The organism is Lysinibacillus sp. CTST325 (assembly GCF_054665055.1).
On record NZ_BAAFHO010000001.1, the window covers coordinates 543,499 to 566,799 of the forward strand.

Consider the following 23,301-nt stretch of genomic DNA (forward strand, 5'->3'; position numbering starts at 1 on the left):
ACAATACGTCCAGTTTTTGAAACCGTTTTCTATATTTGTTTGAGACAAACTTAATAATACTAGCCATAGTCACTGTTAGTTCAACGTTTTTTACATCGACAGCAATGACCTCAGCCAGAGGTTCCATCTTCGTTCAGTTGGCATTATGTACCCTATTAACAAAAAATTCATGCATGTCTTGTCTCACTAATAGAGGTAGATATTCTTCTGAATGAAGATAAATTAATACAGGAAAGGTCATCGTTAGAAACCTTTCTTCTATTAACTTGTTACCATCATTACTATTCTTACGATAAACTCATAGAAAAATTACTACCTCTATGGTAAACAAAAAGAATCAAATAGAGTATTGCGAATAGTCGAAATATAACGATAGATTGAAAAATCATCATAAGGGCCTTTTAAAAGTCCTTATGATGATCAAAAGATGAATTATTTTTTCACTTTTTCTGGAACTTTAATTTCACCTTTAGCAATTTTTTCTTTATATTCATCAATAACAGTTTGAACATCTGCTGGGATTGCACCACGAGAATCTGCAAGTTTCACGCCGTCTTCAGCTAAACCATAAGTAAGCGTTTTGCCACCAGGGAATTCACCGTTTTTAGCTTTATTTGAAATATCTATAACTGCTGCGTTAACACCTTTTAACATAGAAGTTAAAGTAACGTTTGTTTTATCATCTACTTTACCTTCTTCGTATTGGTCAGCATCTACACCAATTACCCATACATTTGCATTAGGATCTTTTTTCTTACGTTCCTTTGCCTCAGAGAATACACCGTTACCAGTTGCACCAGCAGCGTGGAAAATAATATCTACACCTGAAGAATACATGCTGTTAGCTGTCATTTTACCAAGATCAGCTTTATCAAATGCGCCAGTATATTTCTTTTGAATATCAATAGCCGGATTTACTGTTTTAGCTCCTTCAACGAAGCCAGCTTCAAAGCGATTAATAACGGGAATATCTCCTCCACCAACGAAGCCGATTTTTCCTGTTTTAGTCATTTTTGCAGCAGCTACACCAGCTAAGAAGGCACCTTCTTGCTCTTTGAACATAATAGATGCTACGTTGTCTGCTTTAACTGAAGCGTCAACGATTGCGAATTTTTTATCTGGATTTTCTTCAGCTATTGCAGTCATAGCATCTTCCATCAAATAACCAATACCAAAAACTAAATTAAAGTCACGACGTAATAATGCGTTTAAATTTGATTCATAGTCAGCGTCTGATTTTGATTGTAAGTAAGCGAAGCCGCCATTACCTTCTTTTAGGTTATTTTCTTTACCGTAAGCTTGCACACCTTCCCAAGCGGATTGGTTGAATGATTTATCATCAACGCCACCTACGTCAGTAACCATTGCTACTGAGAATGCTTCTTCTTTGTTGCTTTCGCCTGATGATGCATTTCCATTTTCTTTTGCAGGTTTTTCTTCGTCTTTCGTACCACATGCACCTAAGATTGCACTTGCAGCTAAAACTGATGATAATACTAAGCCAAATTTACGTTTTTTCATTTTGTTAACCCCCCAAAGGTATTGTAATTAGCAGGAAAAATATTTAGAAATGTTCTACACCCGTTTACGAACTACATGGAAGCTGAATTTATCAGCTCGGAAATAATTTTTTGAATACAGCACTACTTGATCATGATCATCGTAATGCAATTGCTTTAATACTAAAAGAGCTGTTTCACGCCCGCAATTTAAAATCGGTGAAGCTTGCTCATGATACCCGATTGGATCAATATATGTAACGGCATAGGCAACATGAATTTTACCGGATTGTTCAAGTGCAGAGAAAAGTGAAACTTCTTTTTTTTCAACAAAGTCAGTTGGCAGGAAGCTTGCTGGTAATCTGTCTATGCAGTATACTACTGGCTCGCCATCCGCTGTTCTGACACGTTCAATTGTGAGTATTTTATCTTCGCCATCACATTGGAAGCGTTTTAAATCTTCCTCAGAAGGTATGCTTTCCGTCGCCTTTAAAAAGCGGGAACCGGGTTCCATACCAGCTGCCTCTATCATAGAAGAAATGCTCGATAAATGCTCGATTCCTGAAGTAAACAACGGTTTAGGGTTTACAAAAGTCCCCACCCCATGTCGACGTACAATAACATTTTCCTCTTCCAACAGTCGTAGCGCTTCTCTAAGAGTTGCTCGACTGACTCCTAGTGATTTTGATAATTCAAACTCTGAAGGCAGTTTTTCATTTTCTTTAAAAATGCCTGTTTCAATGTCAGACTTTAAACGATCAATTACTTGAAGATAGAGATGACGATGATCTGCTTTAATAGTCACATATATCACCACCAATATCAGAGATCAGACATCTGATGTACAACATTCCTACTAATCGTTCATAAATATAACATTTTTATAGATTGAAATCAATTGCACCTTAGCCTAATTACGTTCAAATTTTAAAATGAAATTGGGCCTTCTCGATGTCCACAACATTATTCAATTTTTTGTCGTTGTTTTGGCACTAATTATCGTATTGATTAATGAGCACTTGTCGAGGTTTACTACCCTCTGGAGGCCCGACAATACCGCGTTGTTCCATTTGATCGACAATACGAGCAGCTCTCGAATAGCCGATACGGAAGCGGCGTTGCAACATCGAAACAGAGGCCGTCTGCATACTTACAACTAACTGCACAGCCTCATCAAATAATTCGTCCGTTTCCTCTAAAATTGTCTCTTCTTCGGTCGGAATCATTTCCTCCTGATACTGTGCTTTTTGCTGTTCTATAACAAAGGTAACAACTGACTCAACTTCTTGATCTGATAAAAATGCCCCTTGCACACGTTTTGGTTTAGATGCACCAGCAGGTAAAAACAGCATATCTCCTCGACCGAGTAAACGTTCTGCTCCACCCATATCTAATATTGTTCTAGAATCGATAGCTGATGAAACGGCAAAGGCAATACGCGAAGGAATATTTGCTTTAATAACTCCTGTCAATACATCAACACTTGGTCGTTGGGTTGCAATAATTAAATGAATCCCTGCTGCACGTGCCATTTGTGCTAAACGTGTAATAGAATCCTCTACATCACTTGAGGCAACCATCATTAAGTCCGCTAACTCGTCTACAATTACGACAATATAAGGTAATTTCGGATGTTTTTCATCCGTTTGCTCATTGACTTTTTGTACATGACCATTGTAGCCTTCGATATTCCGAGTACCTGTATGAGAAAATAAATCATAGCGGCGCTCCATTTCAGCCACAACTTTCTTCAGCGCCTGAGACGCTTTACGAGCATCCGTAACAACTGGTGCCAGTAGATGAGGAATTCCATTATAAACATTTAACTCCACCATTTTCGGGTCAATCATCATTAACTTTACCTCATGTGGTTTTGTACGCATTAGGATTGATACGACAATACCATTTATACACACACTTTTCCCACTACCCGTTGAACCTGCAACAAGTAAATGTGGCATTTTATTGAGCTCGGCGAGTACTGCTTGTCCAGTAATATCACGACCTAATGCGACTTGTAATAAAGCTTCTGGCTTTGCACCATCTTTAGACTCTAACACTTCCCGAAGTGTAACGATGGCTACCTCACTATTTGGTACTTCAATGCCAATCGCAGACTTCCCAGGAATAGGTGCTTCCATACGAATATCCTTTGCAGCAAGTGCTAAGGCAAGATCATCCTGTAAGTTTACAATTTTACTCACCTTCACGCCTATATCCGGTAATATTTCGTATTTCGTTACTGCTGGGCCTAAATGAACCTGCGTTACTTTTGCCTTTACGCCAAAGCTTTGCAAAGTTTGCTCAAGCTTTTTCGCATTTGCCTGAATGACAGAATATTCGCCACTTTGGTCATGTTGTGGCGGTAATTGTAATAGATTATAAGACGGCAGTTGATAATCTGCATTTTCTACAGCATCTGCCCCTTCGATATGGACATCATCAACCATTTCTCCATGTTCTATATCTTCATTTTCAGCTATTGCAAATTCTTCTCGTTCATGAGACACATTTTGAGTAAAGGCAGAGATGATTGGTTCATGAGAAACTTCTTCTTCCTCTTGTACCTTAGGCTCCTGTTCGACAGCTGCGATTTCATCCTTGCTTTCTACTTTTGAACGGCGATTTTTAGGTTTCTTTGGCACATTTTTTTTCTTTTCACGATGTTTCTTTTGCCATTTGCCAAAAAGGTCAGGCATTTTTTCCGCTAAATATGGAACAAGCGCCTTTCCTGTTACTAAAATTAAGCCAATAAAGAAAATAACCCATGCAACGACCTTCGCACCTTTTGCCTCAAATAATACATGTAGAGCACTGAATAACAGTGCACCAATCATACCTCCGCCAAGTGCATTACTTCGATGGATTATACCCTCTGAATTAATTAAAATTCGCCAAGATTCTCGCAACACAGAGTCTGATAATAAACCTCCAGATTTTGATAATTGTTCAAAAAGAATGCCGTGACTAAAAATTGTTAAACTCATAACAATGAGGAGCATTCCTAATATGAGACGATCATAAATGCTTATTTTTTTCCGCCCAATCATCAGTAATAACGCAACAAATATAAGCATAAATGGCACAGCAAAATGTAAATTTCCTAAAAGAAACATTGCTATAGTTTGGAGAACACGTCCAATCATGCCATATTCAAAAATCATAATAACCGCTAATGCAATTAAGATAAGCCCTAAAACTTCATACATAAGCGGATGCATTTCTTTTTTTTCTGAAGTCGTTTTACCTTTCGTGACTTTTCTTTTTTTACTAGTCGCCATCTATTTCACCTTCTTTTGTAATCCATTCTTTATATGTAGCGAATAATAACATGTAGAACTTGATTATTTCAAAAAATAGACTTATCACCATACCGTGTGGTTGATTTCCGTTCCGGCTGGGCGCTTTGTTGCTTTCGCACAGAGCAGAGCTTCCTGGGGCGTCCGATGAGCCGCTAATCCCCAAGGAGTCACCCAGCCTCCACTCCAATCAACTTATATAAATAGTATATGTTCCAATAAATGCCATTCCTAACTTTTAGGATTGAGTCAAAAAAAGGATTTTCCACCGTTTACATTCGGCTAGAAAATCCTTTTTCATTCAACGATGATCTTTCATTTTTAATATTCCATAATGATTGGGATAATCATTGGGCGGCGCTTCGTTTTTTGGAATAAATACGTATTCAGTGTATCTCGAATTTCTTGTTTAATGTTTGTCCATTCAAATGTATCTTTACCAACGTATTTTTCAATTACAGTTTTCGCAATCTCAGAAGCTTCTACCATTAATTCTTCTGATTCACGTACATATACGAAACCACGCGATAAAATTTCTGGACCAGATGCAATTTTCTTTTGAGCACGGTTTAACGTTACTACAACAATGAAAATACCATCCTGCGATAATAATTTACGATCGCGAAGTACGATGTTGCCTACATCGCCAACACCAATACCGTCTATTAATACATTACCAGCTTGTACACGGCCACTCATCCGCATTTTACCATTTTTATATTCCACAATATCCCCTTTATCGGCGATAAAAATTTGTGATTTTTGCATACCTAGTTGTTGAGCAAGCTTAGAGTGAGCAATAAGCATACGGTACTCACCTTGCACAGGGATAAAGTACTTCGGTTGCATTAAGTTTAGCATTAATTTTAAATCCTCTTGGCTACCGTGACCCGACACATGTACATTTTTGCTAGATGTTAGAATTTCAGCGCCTGCTTTTGCGATAGAGTTCATCGTATTAGCCATTTGTACTTCCATACTAGGAGATGGTGTAAAAGTAATTAATACTGTATCATCTTGCTTTATTTTAATGTCTCGGTGATGTTTGCGAACGATTTTCTCTAATGCATCAAGTGGTTCCCCTTTATTACCTGTAGCAATAATAATAATCTCATCATCTTGATACTTTTGCATTTCTGAAATAGGGATGATTGTATCTTCCTCAGCTGTTAAGTAACCTAGCTGTACACCTAAATCCACAGCTTTTTCTAAAGGTTTACCTACGATGACTACTTTACGGAACGACTTTTGAGCTTGTGTTAATACTTGTTGGATACGAATAAAATTCGATGCATAAACAGCAACTAAAATACGACCTGGTGCTGAATGGAATGTTTTTGATAATTGCTCTTCAATCACAATCTCAGATGTCGTATAACCTGGTCGCTCAGCTTCACTCGACTCAGATAACAGAATAAATACGCCTTCTTCACCTAACTGAGCCATTTTTGCTAAATCAGGTTTAAATTTACCTGTCGCTGATTGATCGAATTTAAACTCCCCTGTATGAACAATTGCTCCTTCAGATGTATGGAACACTACCCCTAACGAATCGGGAATACTATGTGTTGTATGGAAGAATGTCACATACGTCGAGTTAAAATTCATACGACTACGGTTCGTAACCTCAAAGAATTTCACCTGATGTGGTGCAGGCAATTCTTTTAAATGTTCCTTTGCAAGTGCAATTGTTAATTTTGATCCGTACACTGGCGCTTTCACTTTTTGTAATACATAGGCAATCGAGCCAATTGCATCTTCATGACCATGTGTTAAGAAAATCCCTTTTACACGATCTTTATTTTCTTCTAAATACGTAATATCCGGAATTACGATATCAATGCCCAGCATTTCGTCTTCAGGGAACATTAAGCCGCTATCCACTACAAATAGCTCTTCGTCAATTTCTACTACGTACATTGCTTTCCCAATTTCGCCCACGCCACCAAGTGGGATGATGCGAATTAATTCATTTTTCTTTTTCGTCAATTTATTTCCTCCTAAAAAATATCCCGAACAGCAACCACTTAAGATTTATTATACGGTTTGCAAAGCTTTTGCACAAATTAAAAATTCAACTTTCATGATGGAAACAGAAATTTATTGCTAATTTTATTACTAATAGATGGAAAGCAGGTTGAGTATGTGGCATTGTGAAAGGTCTAATTTTTGTCTTTTATTAAGCGATGTAGTTTTTGGAGATGGGATATATCGCCGTTTGTAAGCCATTCTCTGTAAGGTTGTTCTAGCGCCTGAGAGGATTCCTGCCTTACCTGAGCGGTTTCCCATCCTACCCGAGCGGATACTATCTTCCATGAGGGCCCCCCATCTGGAGCGACGGTCTTATTCTTCTATGTTTCTAACAAAAGAAAAAGACCGTAAACAAACTAAAAAATCTCACGTTTGTTTACGGTCTTAGGATTTAACTAAAAGTACTTATTTTTCTAAACCTTTTCGCTTTTTCTTGATACGTATCCCAAATTCGGTCAAAGTTTGCTTTTTCTTCATCTGTCATTTCCATCATTGGCAGACGAACATTAAGTGTATCAAAGCCTAATTTGGTCATCGCGTATTTTACAGGCGATGGATTTGGCTGTGCGAACAACGCGCGTACAAGTGGTAATAATGCTCGGTGAATTTTGGCTGCTAGCTCGTGATTTCCTTCTTCAAACGCTTTAATCATTAATTGCATATCATTTCCAACAACATGAGCAGCAACTGAAATAATTCCTGTTCCGCCTATTGCTAGTAGTGGAAGTGTTAAACCATCATCCCCACTATACACGAAGAAATCATCATCTGAATCAACATTCTCAATAATATCGCCCATTTGATCTAAATTGCCACTTGCTTCTTTAATCCATGAAATATTAGGAATTTTACTTAAAGCAACGGAAGTTTCATAGGCAACATTGACGCCTGTACGTCCTGGCACGTTATAAAGCATGACAGGTAAACTTGTTTCTTTTGCAATTGTTTCAAAATGCGCAAAAATACCGCGCTGATTTGGCTTATTATAATATGGTGCTACAAGCATGATACCATCTGCACCATTTTCTTCAGCCTTGTGCGTCATTGCAATAGAGTAAGCAGTCTCGTTATCCCCTGTACCTGCAATTACAGGTACACGGCCTGCTACTTTTTCTACTGTAAAGCGTACAACTTCAATTTTTTCTTCTGTGGACATAGTTGGATTTTCAGAGGTTGTGCCACATGCGACAATACAATCTGTACCATTATCAATCAAATAATTAATAATACGTTCTAGTTCTGGATAATTAATCGTGCCATCTTCTTTGAACGGCGTAATCATCGCCGTTCCAATTCGACCTAAATTCATCCTTACACCCCTCTTATAGTAAGTTATCCTCCAGCATTGCTTCTGCAATTTGAATAGAGTTTAATGCAGCGCCTTTTAAAAGATTGTCAGAAACGATCCATAGGTGGAATCCTTTTTTATTGTCTAAATCTTGACGAATACGTCCTACATAAGTAGCATCTTCCCCTTCTGCATAGATAGGCATTGGGTAAGTTTGTGTTGCGATATTATCTTGTAATACTATACCTGGTGCACTGCGTAATACTTCAAAAATCTCCTGTACCGTTGCTTCTTTTTCTACTTCAATATAAACAGATTCAGAGTGTCCTGAAACGACTGGCACGCGAACACAAGTTGCTGCTACTTTTAGCTCTGGTGCATGCATGATTTTCTTCGTTTCATTAATCATTTTCATTTCTTCGTATGTAAAGCCATTGTCAGTAAATTTATCAATTTGTGGAATGACATTACGAGCGATTGGATAATGACGTTTGTCGCTACCAGAAGGTAAAATATTTGCTTCTACATCCTTACCTGCATCCCAATTTTCACTTTGTGCCTTTAATTCTTGAATAGCAGAAATACCTGCACCTGAAACTGCTTGGTATGTTGATACAATAATTTTTGTTAAGCCAAATGCATTACGAATAGGTTCAAGTGCAGCCATCATTTGGATTGTAGAGCAGTTTGGATTCGCAATAATCCCTTTATGCTTAGCAAGATCGCCACGATTTACTTCAGGCACAACTAGTGGTACCTCTGGATCCATACGGAAATGGCTCGTATTATCGATCACTACGGCACCACGTTTTGCCGCTTCTGGCGCCAACACCGCTGATACAGAACCACCAGCTGAGAATAAAGCGACATTGACGCCTTCAAAAGCTTCAGGTGTCGCTTCTTCAATTGTATATGTCTTACCATTAAATTCGATTGGTTTCCCTGCTGAACGTGCAGAAGCTAAAAACTTAATATCTCCGATTGGAAAATTCCGTTTAATTAGCTGTTCCATCATTTTTGTGCCTACTGCCCCTGTTGCTCCAACAACCGCAACTGTTAACTGCTTTGTCATCTGTCATCTCTCCTTGAGTACATGTTCCATAATGTGTGCTATTGTATCACAAAAATACTGAAAATTGTGTGTAATTCATGAATTATTTGAAATATTGTATAAACAGTGGTTGTAATTGCTTTTTCTCCGTAATCGCTTCATGTACAGTTGCGACCATTTGATCAAAATCAGCAATCAAGGAATTTGGCTTGGAATGTGGTGAGTCCTGCCCGAATGGAATAAAGTAAATGTTTTTAGCATTTAGCAGCCTCATAATATTCATACCATTTAAGCCAAGCGCATCATTTGTTGAGATACCTAGGACAACAGGCGAACCGTTACGCAATGTTGCCTTAGCCGCCATCAATACCGGACTATCTGTTGCTGCATTAGCAAATTTACTAATACTATTGCCCGTCATCGGCGCTATAACCATTGCATCCAATGGATTGGATGGTCCGAATGGTTCTGCCTCTTTAATAGAGGATATAACCTTTTCTCCAGTCAATTCCTCTATTTTTGCAATCCACTCCTCTCCGGTACCAAAACGAGTAGCCGCATGTAACACGGAATGCGTAATGATTGGAATAACTGATGCTCCTGCATCTATAAAATTTTGAATTTTAGGTACTACATCCTCATACGTACAGTGAGAGGCTGTAATACCTAAACCAATTCGTTTACCCGTTAGCAATTTTCTTCCTCCTCTATTGCCTTGCACAATATTGTAGCTGCATCATGTGCAAAGTATTTCCCAGGTAATGATGGCAATAGTACATACGTTTGTAATTGCTCAGTGTCTATATCTAAACAGCCAGGCTCTGAAGCCAAATCATATAGGACAGCTGGGACATGATCTAGGAATGATTCTGTAATCCATTTTGCTGGAATCGTATTGATAAAAATCCCGTCATTAATTGACCATTTGCGGTCGTCTAAATTCGTAGCTTTATAACCATATGCCTTTGCTTCACTCACTTGTACTACTGAACGCGCAACTATATGGACATTAGCGCCCATCTTGACGAGTAAAGAGGCGAGCATTTTGGCTGTGCGTCCAAAACCTGCGATAGTAAAGTTTTGTCCGTAAATACATTTTTGCTCGAGTCCGTAAAACGTGGCGATAAATCCCTCGGCTGTTAATCTTGCGTTTTGCCAAATAAATGATTCTTGTTGCAAATAACAATTTGTTTCATTTTTCTCAAGCAATTGCTTCCAATGCATAGTCAAACGCCCTGTATAAAACTTAACTTGGGATATCCCATACAGCTGTTCCACTTCAATTTTTAGTGGAAGGATGGGAAGAATAATTCTATTTGGTTGGAATTCTAATACAAGCTTATTTAACTCTTCATTCCAAACTGATGTTCTTTTATAAAATACCGTTCTCGATGGGCTTCTTAGCATTGTAGCTAATTCCTTTAATCTTAGATCCTCACCGATAACAAGCCATTTTTCATTTTCCAAAAGCTCACCTCACTGTAAAAATTCTGACTGTACCGTCGTTGTTTTGTTAAATAAAATTCGATCTTCTCCAATTAGTATAATTTCGTGCCAAGGTATCATTTCACTAACTTTCACTTTCTTTTTTTGGAATGGCAATTTATCTTTAACAATTTCAAAACCATGAATCTTTCCTGTTTGTACATCTAATAGACATTCTGTATGTGCCAATATACCAAAATGTACGCCACCCTCAATTTGAATTAACTCTTTATCCACCATCTCTGATAGTAGCATTCCTCATCTCCCTCCTTGAACCGTTACCCCAATATATGCCGAGTTTTTGCAATTCGTGACCCTTACCCAAAGTATGAAAATATTGCATTTATTCATCATGCTGTATATAGTGTATATATACAGTTTTGAGAGGTGAGAAATTTGTGCATATTCATTTAAGCAACGCCAGTGATAAACCCATCTATGAGCAAATAACCGTACAGCTTAAGGAAGCGATACTAGCCAATAAATTACAGGCAGGTGACGCACTACCATCTATTCGTGCACTTGCAAAGGATTTAAAAATTAGCGTTATGACAACGAAGCGAGCTTATGCTGATTTAGAGCGAGATGGATTTATCGAAACAGTAGCTGGAAAAGGAAGTTTTGTTACAGAACGAAATCAAGATTTTCTACGCGAGGAATTATTACGTCAAGTTGAAAAGCATATGCAACAGGCAGTGAAAACGGCCAAAACTGCTGGGCTGACAAAAGAAGAATTACAGGAGTTACTTTCATTAATTTTGGAGGAGGACAACTAAATGAATGCTATTGAAGTTCATGATTTACAGAAAAGCTTTGAAGGGTTTTCTCTTAATGATGTAAGTTTTTCAGTACCTCAAGGCACTGTCATGGGTTTTGTAGGAGAAAACGGTGCTGGGAAGTCTACTATAATTAAATGCATACTTAATTTACTCAAAAAAGAATATGGCGAAATTTTGCTATTCGGTAAGGATGTTGTCGAACATGAATTATCGATAAAAAACGACATCGGTGTGGTTTTTGACGATTTACATGTGCCTGAAACGCTCAATGCGACGCAGCTCGACAAATTTATGAAAAAAGTATTTAAAACATGGGATTCAGGCTATTATTCCGAACGATTAGCACAATTTAAAATTCCAGTGAGGAAGAAGGTAAAAGAATTATCTCGAGGAATGAGGATGAAGCTGTCCATTGCATTAGCCATGTCGCATCATCCAAAGCTGTTAATTTTAGATGAACCAACGAGTGGGCTAGATCCAATTATTCGTGATGAAATTCTCGATTTATTTTTAACGTTTATGCAGGATGAAACACATAGCATCCTATTTTCTTCTCATATAACAAGTGATTTAGAAAAGATAGCTGACTACATTACATTCATTCATAATGGGGAAATTTTATTTAGCGAAAGTAAGGATGTACTTGTCTATGAGTACGGCATATTTAAAGGAAATAATGAGGAAGTAAGTGTAATACCAGAACATGCCATTATAAGAAAACGTAATGGAACCTTTGGAACAGAAGTCTTAGTTCTAAAAAATGAAGTAAATGAGGTATTCTCCCTTGAAAAGCCTTCTATAGAAGATATCATGCTATTTTATGTGAAAGGTAGTGTTTGAACATGGCAGGTCTTATCTTAAAAGATTTAATGACGATTCAACGTCAACTAAAAACACAGGCTTTCGTGCTGATTTTTTTCCTATTTATATCAATTTTTATGCAACAAGGTTTAATGCTCTTTACAATAATTATATTTATCGTGACCTTTCAAACTATAACTGCTCTTACCTATGATGAACAAAGCAGTTGGGATAAATATGCAAATACTTTACCCATTTCAAAAGGGGACATAGTACTTAGTAAATATATACTTAGTATCCTTCTTATGCTTTTTGGGCTTATACTCGCACTACCGATTGTATTCATTATTCATCGTTTTACGAATAACTGGGCATCAACAGAGTTTTTTCCAACATTTAACCTTCTTGTGACATTAGCCTTTTGTATGCTAGCACTTTTATTACCGATCTACATTAAATTCGGTTCTATAAAGGGAAGAATGGTTCTTATTGCTCTTTGCTTCATACCTGGTTTCTTATTTGGTCTTTTAAAAGAGTATTTTCCAGATATGACATTAACATTATCCAACTTAAAACAGTATATGTTTTTTGCTCCTATTGCTGGACTTTTAATCTTATGGCTGTCCTCTATCATTTCAACCGTAATTTATCAACGCAAAGAATTCTAGGAGGGAAAGAGACAATGCAGGCTTTAATTTTACAAAGAATAATGATTCAAAAATGGTCCATTCTTTTTGCAGTTATTATTTGTACGATCATAAGTAATATGGAAATACCTTTTTTAGATAATCCCGCAATAGTAATATTTGCTGCAGTTTTTTCTGCTTCCATTGTTGAAGGGATTTATGAGGACGATCAAAAAGTAAATTGGGAATTGTTTGTTAATAGTCTGCCTTTGACAAGAAAAACACAGCTACAAGCTGATTTTCTATATTGTCATGGCATCGTGATGCTACTTTTTGTTCTAATAGCACCTGCTTATTTTTCACAAACAGCAGCTGACGATAATTTTCTAGAGCATTTTGCCATGTACTTCGCCTATATTAGCAGTGCTTCTTTACTCATCTCCATCCAGTTTTATATCCATCATCTAGACGAGAAAAAGCGGATGCGTTATTTTAGAATGTTAACAGCCATCTTCCTTATTTTTATAATTAATTTACCTATTCATTACTTTTTATCCCAAATAGCAGAAAATTTGATAATTATTTTGATCCCTTCACTATTGAGTATACTCATTAGTAATTTTATTTTTCGTCAAAGCCATACCTTATATTTAGCAAGAGAGGTTTTTTAAGCAACTGAATAGAGAAAAGGTTGCCTATAAACGGCAACCTTTTTTTAAGCTTCTGGGCCAATAATTGAAATGGCTGGCTCAGCTTTCAAGATTTTTGCTATTAAGCGATCTAGCGATTCCATCGATACGGCATCGATGGACGCTAATACTTCGTCTACAGAACGATGTCTGCGATGTACTAACTCACTTGTACCGTTGCGATTCATACGAGCACCTGTCCCCTCTAGACCGAGTACAAAACTACCCTTCAGCTGTTCCTTCGCATTCGTAAGCTCTTCCTCAGTCACACCACCTGCTACGATATCAAGTAATGTCGCATCAATTGTATGTTGAAGCTGTGATAATTGCTGACGACTTGTACTACCATAAATCGTAAATGCGCCAACATCTGCATAACAGGATTGATAAGAAAATATTGAATAGGCTAAACCACGTTCTTCGCGTACTTCTTGGAACAAACGAGAGCTCATATTACCACCGATAATATTATTAAGTGCAATAAAGCTATACATATCTGGATCCTTTACACCAATTGCTGGATAAGAAATGGCCAAATGCGCTTGCTCCGTATCGCGAGTTTTTGAGACCTCTCCTGGATAAAAATGAGGATTCGAAAGCACAGGCTCAACCGCAAGAGGAGATGGCTGATATTGGCCAAATAAGTCTTCAATTGTTTGCATGAGCTTCGTAGAAATATTTCCCGCTATTGAAATAACAACTGATTCTGGACCATAATGTTTAGCCATGTAATTACGTATCATATCTGCTGTAAATGTTTTTAAAGTAGCCGCAGTTCCGAGAATTGGTCGACCGAGTGCGTCGTTTGGATACATGACTCCCCATAGTTTTTCGTGAACATCGTCATCAGCTGCGTCTTCACTCATTAATATTTCCTCTAGTACTACTTGTCTTTCCTTCTCTAACTCTTCCTCTGCAAACGTAGAATTAAAGAACATATCCGCTAATATTGTAACTGCAAGCTCAGCATGATGGTCTAAAACCTTTGCATAATAACAAGTGTTTTCCTTAGATGTAAAGGCATTTAACTCTCCACCAATTCGGTCAAATTCTTCAGCAATTTGGCGAGCTGTTCGAGTTTTTGTCCCTTTAAAAAGCATATGTTCTATAAAATGTGTAATGCCATTTTCCTCAGGTAGCTCATAACGAGATCCTGCATTAACAAAAATGCCTAGCGCAACGGATCTTACATGATCGATTTGCTCAGACACAATACGCACACCATTCTGACATGTATGTACTTGTACCAAAAAATCTCCCCCAATTCATCTCTGGTTCTACTCAAAGGCATAATGTGGGATCATCACCAAAACGTGTGGCTGATTTCCGTTCCGACTGGGCGCTTTGTTGCTGACGCTTCGCTTTCGCACAGAGCAAAGCTTCCTGGGGGCGTCCGATGAGCCGCTTGGGCCAACACGATGTTAGTCACGAAGGCGTTATCACAGGACGTGATGCTTTTAGCCTTCGTTCCTCTATATCGCTAATCCCCAAGGAGTTGCCCATTCTCCATTCCAATCAACTTATTTACATAGTATACGTTTTACCAAAAGTCATCCACGACTTTTAATGATGAACCATAATGTGAAGCTTCCCCCAAAATATCCCTTATTGAACCATTTTCCTTATATTTGATTTAAAAAAGGCTGCGCATTATACGCAGCCTTTTCTACAATTTATTATTTATCTTGCTCAGCGCGTTCTTTTTCCTCTTGGATAACAACTTTACGAGATAAATTCACACGACCTTGCTTGTCTATTTCAATAACTTTTACAAGTAATTGATCGCCAAGTTTTAAGACATCTTCAACTTGTTTTGTACGTTCCTCTTGAATTTCAGAGATGTGAAGTAAGCCGTCTTTCCCTGGGAATATTTCACAGAACGCACCGAATTTTTCAATACGTTTAACTGTTGATAAATAATACTCGCCAACTTTTGCTTCACGTACGATGTCTTCGATAATTTGTTTTGCACGAGCGTTCATTTCTTCATCTGCAGAAGAGATGTAAATTGTACCATCTTGCTCAGTATCAATTTTTACGCCAGTTTCTTCAATAATTTTGTTAATTTGTTTACCACCAGGTCCGATGACATCGCGAATTTTATCAGGATTGATTTTCACGATTACAATTTTCGGTGCAAATGTAGATAATTTTTCACGTGGTTCTGCAAGAGTAGCAAGCATTGATTCTAAAATGTGCATACGGCCAATTTTAGCCTGTGTTAATGCTTCTTCTAAAATATTGCGTGATAAACCATCAATTTTAATGTCCATTTGAAGTGCTGTTACACCTTTAGCTGTACCAGCAACTTTAAAGTCCATATCTCCAAGGTGGTCTTCCATACCTTGAATATCAGTTAAAATAGAGTAGTGTTCGCCTTTTTTTATAAGACCCATTGCAATACCTGCTACAGGTGCTTTTAATGGAACACCAGCATCCATCATTGCTAACGTTGAAGCACAGATAGAAGCTTGAGATGTAGAACCATTTGACTCAAGTACTTCCGATACACAACGGATTGTATATGGGAATACAGATTCATCTGGAATAACCGCATCAAGAGCACGCTCTCCTAGAGCACCATGACCGATTTCACGACGACCTGGTCCACGAATTGGGCCTGTTTCCCCTACTGAAAATTGTGGGAAGTTATAGTGATGCATAAAGCGTTTTGATTCTTCCACACCTAAACCGTCGATAATTTGTACATCCCCAAGTGCACCTAATGTACAAATAGAAAGGGCTTGTGTTTGTCCACGCGTGAATAATGCTGAACCGTGAGTACGTTGTAAAAGCTGAGTTTCAGAAGAAAGTGGACGGATTTCGTCTAACTTACGACCATCTGGACGAACTTTATCTTCTGTAATCTGACGACGTACTTCGTCTTTCACCATTTTATCTAGAATTGTATAAACTTGCTTCATTGTTACTTCATCCGCTTCTTGCTCTTCATAAGAAGCAATAACACGGTCTTTTACCGCTTGAATAGCCTCATCACGTGCATGTTTTTCTGCAGTTTGAATTGCATCATGCATGTCAGTCTCACAAGCTGCTTTTATATCTGCTTGAATCGCTTCATCAATTTCAAATAATGTTACTGGTAATTTTTCTTTCCCTACTTCTGCAACAATTTGCTCTTGGAAAGCAATAATTTTTTTGATTTCTTCATGACCGAACATAATGGCTTCTAGCATTACTTCTTCCGGTACTTCTAGTGCACCTGCTTCAACCATGTTGATAGCATCCTTGTTACCTGCTACAGATAAATGGATTGTTGATTGATTAGATTGTTCCACAGTTGGGTTCACAATAAATTTACCGTCAATATATCCAACTTGTACACCTGCAATCGGTCCGTCGAATGGAATATCCGAGATCGCTAACGCTAATGATGATCCAACCATTGCAGCCATTTCAGACGTGCAATCCGGATCGTTAGACATAACCATTGAAATAACTTGTACTTCATTACGGAAACCGTCTGGGAACATTGGACGAATTGGACGGTCAATTAACCGGCTTGCTAGTATTGCTTTTTCAGATGGACGTCCTTCACGCTTAATAAAGCCACCAGGAATTTTACCTGCTGCGTATAAACGTTCTTCGTAGTTTACTGTTAATGGGAAGAAATCAAGTGGTTTCGGTGATTTTGACATTGTTGCTGTTGAAAGTACAGATGTATCACCATAGCGTACTAATACGGCCCCATTTGCTTGTTTTGCTAACTGTCCAACTTCGATTACAAGTGGACGGCCAGCCCATTCATAGGAATAGACTTTCTTTTCGTTCATTCAATGAACCCCTCTCTATTATAAAAACACTTACTTCGTCTGTATGTACTAATAGTAAGTGTACCAAAAATGCTTGTTCTATGCTAAATATTTCATGAAATAATAATACATTTAAATTCAGTTATTGCCAATTTATTTAGGATTTATTTCTGTATTTGATTGAAACAGTGTTTTTTTGCTTGAAGTTCATATCATACATGCTTTTTTCTAAATAATCAATTTCGCCTTGGTTATTCTTAATGTTTATAAACATAAAGAAAAAGCGGGATTAATCCCGCTTTTCGATTGACAATTAGCGACGTAAGCCTAAACGAGTGATTAGTTCACGGTAACGTTGTACGTCAGTTTCACGAAGATATTTTAATAAGTGACGACGACGACCTACCATTTTAAGAAGACCACGCTCAGAGTGGAAATCTTTTTTGTGTGTACGTAAGTGAGCGTTTAGAGCGTTAATTTCCTCTGTTAATACTGCAACTTGTACTTCTGGAGAACCAGTGTCACTTTCGTGAGTACGGAACTCAGCAATAATTTCGTTTTTACGTTGTTTTGAAATAGCCATTTTGTATGGACCTCCTAAATAATTGTTAATCCCCATTAGCACAGTACACGTTGGAGTCATCGATATACCGAGCTAAGGATAAGCATATTATGCACTTATGAATGTTACCATAAAACAATAGGTCAAGCAAGCGTTAACGTCAGCCTATTCAAATGTTAAAGCAGATTTAATTTGCATGAAGCCGATAAAATACGGCTCATCACTATAAAGTGGGGTTGATTTCGTTCCGGCTGGGCGCTTTGTTGCTGACGCTTCGCTTTCGCGCAGAGCTTCCTGGGGGCGTCCGATGAGCCCCAAGGAGTCGCCCAGCCTCCTCTCCAATCAACTTATATTCATGGTATACGCTTTAACTTTTGGTAATAACCTTAAAATATTCAATTGCTTCCTGTTTATCTTTTTCGATTTGTGCTTTCAAAGCTTCAATACCATCGAATTTTCGTTCACTTCTTATACGTTTATACCAAGCGACATGCACTTCTTCACCGTAAATATTTTTTTCGAAGTTTAATATATGGACTTCGATGGATAATTGTTTGTCGTTTGGATCTTTAAATGTTGGTTTATATCCTACATTACATACACCATCATACCAGTTATTTTGTACAAGTACTCGAACCGCATATACACCGCTAGCAGGAATATAAGTTCCCTCTAACGCTTGGACATTTGCAGTTGGGAAACCTATTGTGCGCCCTCGCTTATCACCGTGTACAACGATACCCGTAACTTCAAATGGTCGTCCTAGGAGCAATCTTGCTTCTTCCATTTCTCCCTCTTGCAAAAGCTTACGGATACGTGTAGAGCTAATTTTTTCGATTTCATCAGTTTTCTTTTCAACAACCGTTACGCCGTAATCTCCATTACTCAATGCACGCATATCTTCCATTGTTCCTTTACCAAATGCACCAAAAGAATAATCAAAGCCAGCTGTAACATGTTGAATGTTCAACCCACGAATAAATGTATCAATAAATGCATCAGGTGAAAGCTTTGCAAAATCAGATGTGAAATGCACAACAAATGCTGTATCAACACCCTGTTCTTCGAAAAGTTGCAACTTTTGCTGTAATAACGTTATATAAAATACTTTTTCGTTACGTCCGCCAAGCACTAAAGAAGGATGTGGATCGAATGTCATAACAGCCGTTGGAATTTGACACTTGTCTCCTTCGTCCTTCGCTGCCTTAATAACTGCCTGATGCCCTCTATGTACACCATCAAAAAAACCAAGAGCCAATGAATATGGCTGCATGCTTTCTCGTTGCTGTAGTTGGTGTGGGTATTTTAAATGAATGACCTCCATACTAAAAATCCTCCTACTCTATCGTCGGAAACATCTTATGTGGCTTCATAAGCCCTTCCTTTGTAGGATGGGCATGATAGACCGCAATTGCTTTCCCACTGATTCCAAAAACAATTTTATCATGTATCTTTAATAATGCATCTGCGGGAAGCACTTGTCCATTGAAAATTTCTTTTTCGTTTGCGGAAGTGATCTCCATATATGGATAATCTGTTAATGCATACTCAACTGGTAAAATGCATGTATCCATTTGTTCAGCTTCCATCAGTTCAGCAACTTGTGCCAACGTAAAGCAATTCTCTTGCGTAAATGTACCTGAGGCTGTGCGTACGAGCTCTTTCATGTGTGCTGGATAGCCAAGTGCCGCTCCAATTTGTACAGCTAGTGTTCGGATATACGTCCCTTTACTACACGCTATACGTACAGGGAATGTAATTTCTTGCCCTTCATATATTTCTACATCATCGAGTAGTTCCAATGCATATATAGTAACTTGACGAGTAGGTCTTTCGACAATTTCGCCTTTTCGAGCATATTCATAGAGACGTTTACCATTTACTTTGACAGCTGAAAACATCGGTGGCGTTTGTTGAATAACACCTGTTAGCGATGCTAAAACCTCTTGCAATTGAGTACGTGTGAACTTTTTATTTGTACTATCTTGCTCAACCGTTTCTCCTTCTGCATCCTCAGTTGTCGTTGTACGTCCAATTGAAATAACAGCTTCATAGGTTTTTCCTGCATCCGTTAAGTATTCTGCGATGCGTGTTGCTTGACCAATACAAATGGGAAGTACTCCCTCAACTCCTGGATCAAGTGTGCCTGTATGGCCAACTTTTTTAGTACGTAAAATTTTTCGTAATTTAAAGACGCAATCATGACTTGTCATGCCGCGTTCCTTCCAAAGCGGTAAAATACCGTTCATAAATTTCCTCCTCATTTCAGTTTTAGCATATTTTGTTTTTCTGCTACAGTTTTATATAGATGAATGCCCTGACACTTCAGAAAAAAATGCAAAATGTTCTGTAGCATTTCCGTTGAATGTAAAAAGCCTGCCTGCATGAACATGCATATGGCAGACTTTTTTAAGTTAAGCTTATTCTTCGTGTAAACCACGTAGCAATGAATCAATACGATTACCATATTCAATCGATGAATCGAATTCAAAGATTAGTTCTGGTGTACGACGTAAACGGATTCGTGACCCGATTTCTGAGCGAATGAAACCAGAAGCCTTTAATAAAGCTTTTAATGTTTCCTCTTTTTCACGTTCATTGCCTAGAGTTGTAATATAAATTGTCGCTTGTTGTAAATCACCTGTCACCTCAACACCAGTAACAGTAACGAAACCAACACGCGGATCTTTTATTTTACGTCCAATAATATCACCAAGCTCTTTTTTCATTTGCTCAGCGACACGGTTTGAGCGTAGAGACATAGTTTGTCACCTCAATTTCGATGTACAGAAAGTTATGTCTTCACTTGCACATATATTTACATACAAGGTATGACTAAATCATACAACACAACTTCTAATGTTACTTATAAATAGTCTCGCCACACATTTAACTGTTCCCAAGCCGGATTTGACTGTAAGTAATGAAGCGCGTGATTAATTTCACGCTCGGCTGCTTCTTTTGAAGAAGAAACAGCAACAAGCGCTAATTTCGTGCGTTGCCATACATTTTGATGGTCAATTTCCGCTATGGATACATTAAATTTTTGCTTAGTGCGGGTAAGCATACGCTGTAAGACAGCACGTTTTTCCTTCAACGAATGGGCAGTTTGAATCATGAATTCAACTTCTGCATATACAATCATTAAACGCGTTTAACTTCTTCCATAATATAGGCTTCAATAATGTCGCCTTCTTTAATATCGTTGAAGTTTGTAATTGTAATACCACATTCGTAACCTTTGGCAACTTCTTTAACTTCATCTTTGAAACGTTTAAGTGTATCTAATTCACCTTCAAAAATTACTACATTGTCGCGGATTACACGTACGCCAGAATCACGAGTTACTTTACCTTCTGTTACGTATGAACCAGCAATTGTACCAACTTTTGATACTTTAATTGTTTGTCGAACTTCTGCTTGACCAATAATTTTTTCTACGAATTCTGGATCAAGCATACCTTTCATTGCTTGTTCAATTTCCTCGATTACTTTATAGATAATGCGGTGCAGACGAATATCTACGCCTTCTTCTTCAGCTGCTCGTTTAGCATTGATATCTGGACGAACGTTGAAGCCAATAACAATTGCATTTGAAGCCGCTGCAAGAGAAATATCTGATTCTGTAATCGCACCAGCGCCAGTGTGAATAATTTTCACGTTTACGCCTTCAACATCAATTTTCATTAATGATGCGGCCATAGCTTCTACAGTACCTTGAACGTCAGCTTTAACAATTAAGTTAAGCTCTTTCATTTCGCCTTGACTCATTTGTTCGAATAAGTTATCAAGCGTTACACGTTGTTTTTCTGAGCGTTGTGCTTGAATCGCTGACATTGCACGAGTTTCCCCAACTTGGCGTGCTGTTTTTTCATCTTCAAAGACAACGAAACGGTCGCCAGCTTGTGGTACTTCATTTAAGCCTGTGATTTCTACTGGTGTTGATGGTCCAGCTTCTTTCACACGACGGCCTTTATCATTTACCATCGCACGTACTCGCCCAAAAGTATGACCGACAACAATCGGATCCCCAACTTTTAATGTTCCATCTTGTACTAAAAGTGTTGCAACAGAACCTCGACCTTTATCTAATTGTGCTTCAATTACTGTACCAAGTGCTAAGCGATTAGGATTCGCTTTTAATTCTCCAACTTCAGCGACAAGTAAAATCATTTCAAGTAATGTGTCAATGCCTTCACCTTTTAGTGCGGAGATTGGTACGAAAATCGTTTCGCCACCCCAAGCTTCAGGAACTAGGCCATGCTCTGTTAACTCTTGCATCACACGGTCAGGATTAGCTGAAGGTTTATCCATTTTATTGACTGCAACAATAATTGGTACTTCCGCTGCTTTTGCGTGGTTAATCGCTTCTACTGTTTGTGGCATTACGCCATCATCCGCAGCTACTACTAAAATCGTTAAATCCGTTACTTTCGCACCGCGCGCACGCATCGTTGTAAAAGCTGCGTGTCCTGGTGTATCTAGGAACGATATTTTTTTGTCGCCTTCAGTTACTTGATAAGCACCGATATGCTGAGTAATACCTCCAGCCTCACCAGCTGTAACCTTAGTATTACGAATAGAGTCTAACAATGTAGTTTTACCATGGTCAACGTGACCCATAATTGTTACTACAGGAGGACGTTCTGATAATTCCGCCTCGTTAACTTCTTCTGTTTGTTCGAAGTGTGTTTCTAAATCCGTAATATCTACACGAATTTCTTCTTCAACTTCTACACCATAGTCTGCGCAAATTAATTCAATTGCATCCTTATCTAATTCTTGGTTAATTGTTGCCATTACACCAAGCATAAATAATTTTTTAATAATTTCTGATGGCTCACGGTGTAACTTTTTAGCTAATTCCGCTACAGAAAGTGATTCAACAAAAGTAATTTTTTCTGGTAATTCCTTTTGTTTCACTGGTTGACTTGGTTGGTGTGTTTTTGGATGGCGACGTTTTCCGCCATGAATTCCTGGTTTTGGACGTTGGTTGTAACCTCCGCCACCTCTACGATTATTATTATTGTTATTATTATTGTTGTTATTATTATTATTTGTCATATTTCGATTTTGACTACCTTTTGTATTCTTAGATTTTTCGTTAGACGAATTTGAGTTTTGATGCGTTTGTTGCTGATGTTGCTGATTATTGGCCTTAGGCTTGGAAGTAGCAGATTGCTGCTTTTGCCCATCTTGCTTTTTCACCGATTGCTGTGATTTTTGCGATACATTTTGAGTAGGTTGCTTCACGTCTTTTATAGTTTTAAATGTTTGGTTTAACTTTGCCACTATATCTTTTTCTAACATTGACATATGGTTTGTTACGCTAACATTTAATTTATTTAGTGCTTCAATAACCTCTTTACTCGATTTATTCACCTGTTTCGCATATTCATGAACTCTGATTTTGGTCATCTG

General features: G+C 38.0%; 23 protein-coding genes. 5 read left to right on the plus strand and 18 right to left on the minus strand.

All coding sequences use genetic code 11. The features are described from left to right. Window positions 1-432: 432 nt before the first annotated feature. The 9 genes from ACYQ73_RS02760 to ACYQ73_RS02800 all read right to left on the minus strand — a co-directional run bounded on the left by ACYQ73_RS02760 (window position 433) and on the right by ACYQ73_RS02800 (window position 10,908). A complete protein-coding gene (locus tag ACYQ73_RS02760; RefSeq protein WP_460011051.1) occupies window positions 433-1,521 on the minus strand; it encodes a BMP family lipoprotein in 1,089 nt (362 codons plus the stop codon). Window positions 1,522-1,575: 54 nt separating this feature from the next. Then, entirely contained in the window at window positions 1,576-2,304 is a 729-nt protein-coding gene (locus tag ACYQ73_RS02765; RefSeq protein ID WP_132357384.1) for a GntR family transcriptional regulator, read from the minus strand. A gap of 187 nt (window positions 2,305-2,491) precedes the next feature. Next, on the minus strand, window positions 2,492-4,780 hold the full coding sequence (locus ACYQ73_RS02770; protein ID WP_460011052.1) for an FtsK/SpoIIIE family DNA translocase: 2,289 nt from the start codon (window positions 4,778-4,780) through the stop codon (window positions 2,492-2,494). A 339-nt stretch (window positions 4,781-5,119) separates the two neighbouring features. Beyond that, window positions 5,120-6,787, minus strand: coding sequence for a ribonuclease J (locus ACYQ73_RS02775; RefSeq protein WP_460011053.1), 1,668 nt, complete (start codon window positions 6,785-6,787; stop codon window positions 5,120-5,122). A gap of 433 nt (window positions 6,788-7,220) precedes the next feature. Further along, the gene (gene dapA / locus ACYQ73_RS02780; protein WP_460011054.1) at window positions 7,221-8,138 is read right to left on the minus strand and encodes a 4-hydroxy-tetrahydrodipicolinate synthase; all 918 of its coding nucleotides are present in this window, start codon (window positions 8,136-8,138) and stop codon (window positions 7,221-7,223) included. Window positions 8,139-8,151: 13 nt separating this feature from the next. After that, on the minus strand, window positions 8,152-9,189 hold the full coding sequence (locus ACYQ73_RS02785) for an aspartate-semialdehyde dehydrogenase (RefSeq protein WP_460011055.1): 1,038 nt from the start codon (window positions 9,187-9,189) through the stop codon (window positions 8,152-8,154). A gap of 82 nt (window positions 9,190-9,271) precedes the next feature. Beyond that, window positions 9,272-9,862: a dipicolinate synthase subunit B gene (locus ACYQ73_RS02790; protein WP_460011056.1), complete on the minus strand. Its 591-nt coding sequence runs from the start codon at window positions 9,860-9,862 to the stop codon at window positions 9,272-9,274. Beyond that, entirely contained in the window at window positions 9,856-10,635 is a 780-nt protein-coding gene (locus tag ACYQ73_RS02795) for an NAD(P)-dependent oxidoreductase (RefSeq protein WP_460011057.1), read from the minus strand. Before ACYQ73_RS02795 ends, ACYQ73_RS02790 begins: the two co-directional genes overlap by 7 nt. Window positions 10,636-10,644: 9 nt before the next feature. Beyond that, window positions 10,645-10,908 (minus strand): YlmC/YmxH family sporulation protein, encoded by a 264-nt coding sequence (locus tag ACYQ73_RS02800; RefSeq protein WP_132357391.1) that lies wholly within the window; start codon window positions 10,906-10,908, stop codon window positions 10,645-10,647. A gap of 143 nt (window positions 10,909-11,051) precedes the next feature. Here ACYQ73_RS02800 and ACYQ73_RS02805 point away from each other — a divergent pair, with 143 nt between their 5' ends. Genes ACYQ73_RS02805 through ACYQ73_RS02820 form a run of 4 tightly spaced genes read left to right on the plus strand, consistent with a single transcriptional unit; the run spans window position 11,052 to window position 13,530 of the window. Then, window positions 11,052-11,429 (plus strand): GntR family transcriptional regulator, encoded by a 378-nt coding sequence (locus ACYQ73_RS02805; RefSeq protein WP_460011058.1) that lies wholly within the window; start codon window positions 11,052-11,054, stop codon window positions 11,427-11,429. Then, entirely contained in the window at window positions 11,430-12,272 is an 843-nt protein-coding gene (locus tag ACYQ73_RS02810) for an ABC transporter ATP-binding protein (protein ID WP_460011059.1), read from the plus strand. Between the two features lie 2 nt (window positions 12,273-12,274). Further along, window positions 12,275-12,901 (plus strand): ABC-2 transporter permease, encoded by a 627-nt coding sequence (locus ACYQ73_RS02815; protein WP_460011060.1) that lies wholly within the window; start codon window positions 12,275-12,277, stop codon window positions 12,899-12,901. Between the two features lie 14 nt (window positions 12,902-12,915). Next, window positions 12,916-13,530 carry an ABC-2 transporter permease gene (locus ACYQ73_RS02820; RefSeq protein ID WP_460011061.1) on the plus strand — a complete coding sequence of 205 codons (615 nt, stop codon included), beginning with the start codon at window positions 12,916-12,918 and terminating at the stop codon, window positions 13,528-13,530. Window positions 13,531-13,574: 44 nt separating this feature from the next. Here ACYQ73_RS02820 and ACYQ73_RS02825 read toward each other — a convergent pair whose 3' ends face one another. Beyond that, window positions 13,575-14,798, minus strand: a complete 1,224-nt coding sequence (locus ACYQ73_RS02825) for a M16 family metallopeptidase (protein ID WP_460011062.1) — start codon at window positions 14,796-14,798, stop codon at window positions 13,575-13,577. A gap of 146 nt (window positions 14,799-14,944) precedes the next feature. Between ACYQ73_RS02825 and ACYQ73_RS02830 the strand changes: the two genes are divergently transcribed. After that, entirely contained in the window at window positions 14,945-15,115 is a 171-nt protein-coding gene (locus tag ACYQ73_RS02830; protein WP_460011063.1) for a hypothetical protein, read from the plus strand. Window positions 15,116-15,224: 109 nt separating this feature from the next. On the opposite strand, the gene pnp is transcribed toward ACYQ73_RS02830, so the two are convergent. The 8 genes from pnp to infB all read right to left on the minus strand — a co-directional run bounded on the left by pnp (window position 15,225) and on the right by infB (window position 23,298). Next, complete coding sequence (pnp, locus tag ACYQ73_RS02835; RefSeq protein WP_460011064.1) at window positions 15,225-17,339, minus strand: polyribonucleotide nucleotidyltransferase; 2,115 nt, start codon at window positions 17,337-17,339, stop codon at window positions 15,225-15,227. Window positions 17,340-17,631: 292 nt separating this feature from the next. Next, window positions 17,632-17,901, minus strand: coding sequence for a 30S ribosomal protein S15 (gene rpsO / locus ACYQ73_RS02840; RefSeq protein ID WP_068983113.1), 270 nt, complete (start codon window positions 17,899-17,901; stop codon window positions 17,632-17,634). 144 nt (window positions 17,902-18,045) lie between these two features. Continuing rightward, the gene (locus ACYQ73_RS02845; protein WP_460011065.1) at window positions 18,046-18,198 is read right to left on the minus strand and encodes a hypothetical protein; all 153 of its coding nucleotides are present in this window, start codon (window positions 18,196-18,198) and stop codon (window positions 18,046-18,048) included. A 49-nt stretch (window positions 18,199-18,247) separates the two neighbouring features. Continuing rightward, the gene (gene ribF, locus ACYQ73_RS02850) at window positions 18,248-19,204 is read right to left on the minus strand and encodes a riboflavin biosynthesis protein RibF (protein ID WP_460011066.1); all 957 of its coding nucleotides are present in this window, start codon (window positions 19,202-19,204) and stop codon (window positions 18,248-18,250) included. A gap of 13 nt (window positions 19,205-19,217) precedes the next feature. Next, window positions 19,218-20,129, minus strand: coding sequence for a tRNA pseudouridine(55) synthase TruB (truB, locus tag ACYQ73_RS02855; RefSeq protein ID WP_460011067.1), 912 nt, complete (start codon window positions 20,127-20,129; stop codon window positions 19,218-19,220). Between the two features lie 171 nt (window positions 20,130-20,300). Further along, window positions 20,301-20,642 (minus strand): 30S ribosome-binding factor RbfA, encoded by a 342-nt coding sequence (gene rbfA, locus ACYQ73_RS02860; RefSeq protein WP_100543905.1) that lies wholly within the window; start codon window positions 20,640-20,642, stop codon window positions 20,301-20,303. Between the two features lie 104 nt (window positions 20,643-20,746). Beyond that, window positions 20,747-21,025 (minus strand): DUF503 domain-containing protein, encoded by a 279-nt coding sequence (locus ACYQ73_RS02865; RefSeq protein WP_053483261.1) that lies wholly within the window; start codon window positions 21,023-21,025, stop codon window positions 20,747-20,749. Then, window positions 21,025-23,298 carry a translation initiation factor IF-2 gene (infB, locus tag ACYQ73_RS02870; RefSeq protein ID WP_460011068.1) on the minus strand — a complete coding sequence of 758 codons (2,274 nt, stop codon included), beginning with the start codon at window positions 23,296-23,298 and terminating at the stop codon, window positions 21,025-21,027. The genes ACYQ73_RS02865 and infB overlap by 1 nt, the downstream gene beginning before the upstream one ends. Between the last annotated feature and the right edge of the window lie 3 nt (window positions 23,299-23,301).

Bases quoted from the DNA above. Each gene is read 5' to 3' on its own strand.
- rpsO (WP_068983113.1), bottom strand. From the start codon at position 17,901: ATGGCTATTTCAAAACAACGTAAAAACGAAATTATTGCTGAGTTCCGT.
- dapA (WP_460011054.1), bottom strand. From the start codon at position 8,138: ATGAATTTAGGTCGAATTGGAACGGCGATGATTACGCCGTTCAAAGAA.
- infB (WP_460011068.1), bottom strand. From the start codon at position 23,298: ATGACCAAAATCAGAGTTCATGAATATGCGAAACAGGTGAATAAATCG.
- ACYQ73_RS02800 (WP_132357391.1), bottom strand. From the start codon at position 10,908: ATGCTACTATCAGAGATGGTGGATAAAGAGTTAATTCAAATTGAGGGT.
- ACYQ73_RS02785 (WP_460011055.1), bottom strand. From the start codon at position 9,189: ATGACAAAGCAGTTAACAGTTGCGGTTGTTGGAGCAACAGGGGCAGTA.
- ribF (WP_460011066.1), bottom strand. From the start codon at position 19,204: ATGGAGGTCATTCATTTAAAATACCCACACCAACTACAGCAACGAGAA.
- truB (WP_460011067.1), bottom strand. From the start codon at position 20,129: ATGAACGGTATTTTACCGCTTTGGAAGGAACGCGGCATGACAAGTCAT.
- ACYQ73_RS02830 (WP_460011063.1), top strand. From the start codon at position 14,945: ATGAGCCGCTTGGGCCAACACGATGTTAGTCACGAAGGCGTTATCACA.
- ACYQ73_RS02810 (WP_460011059.1), top strand. From the start codon at position 11,430: ATGAATGCTATTGAAGTTCATGATTTACAGAAAAGCTTTGAAGGGTTT.
- ACYQ73_RS02815 (WP_460011060.1), top strand. From the start codon at position 12,275: ATGGCAGGTCTTATCTTAAAAGATTTAATGACGATTCAACGTCAACTA.
- ACYQ73_RS02770 (WP_460011052.1), bottom strand. From the start codon at position 4,780: ATGGCGACTAGTAAAAAAAGAAAAGTCACGAAAGGTAAAACGACTTCA.
- rbfA (WP_100543905.1), bottom strand. From the start codon at position 20,642: ATGTCTCTACGCTCAAACCGTGTCGCTGAGCAAATGAAAAAAGAGCTT.
- ACYQ73_RS02865 (WP_053483261.1), bottom strand. From the start codon at position 21,025: ATGATTGTATATGCAGAAGTTGAATTCATGATTCAAACTGCCCATTCG.
- ACYQ73_RS02760 (WP_460011051.1), bottom strand. From the start codon at position 1,521: ATGAAAAAACGTAAATTTGGCTTAGTATTATCATCAGTTTTAGCTGCA.
- ACYQ73_RS02820 (WP_460011061.1), top strand. From the start codon at position 12,916: ATGCAGGCTTTAATTTTACAAAGAATAATGATTCAAAAATGGTCCATT.
- pnp (WP_460011064.1), bottom strand. From the start codon at position 17,339: ATGAACGAAAAGAAAGTCTATTCCTATGAATGGGCTGGCCGTCCACTT.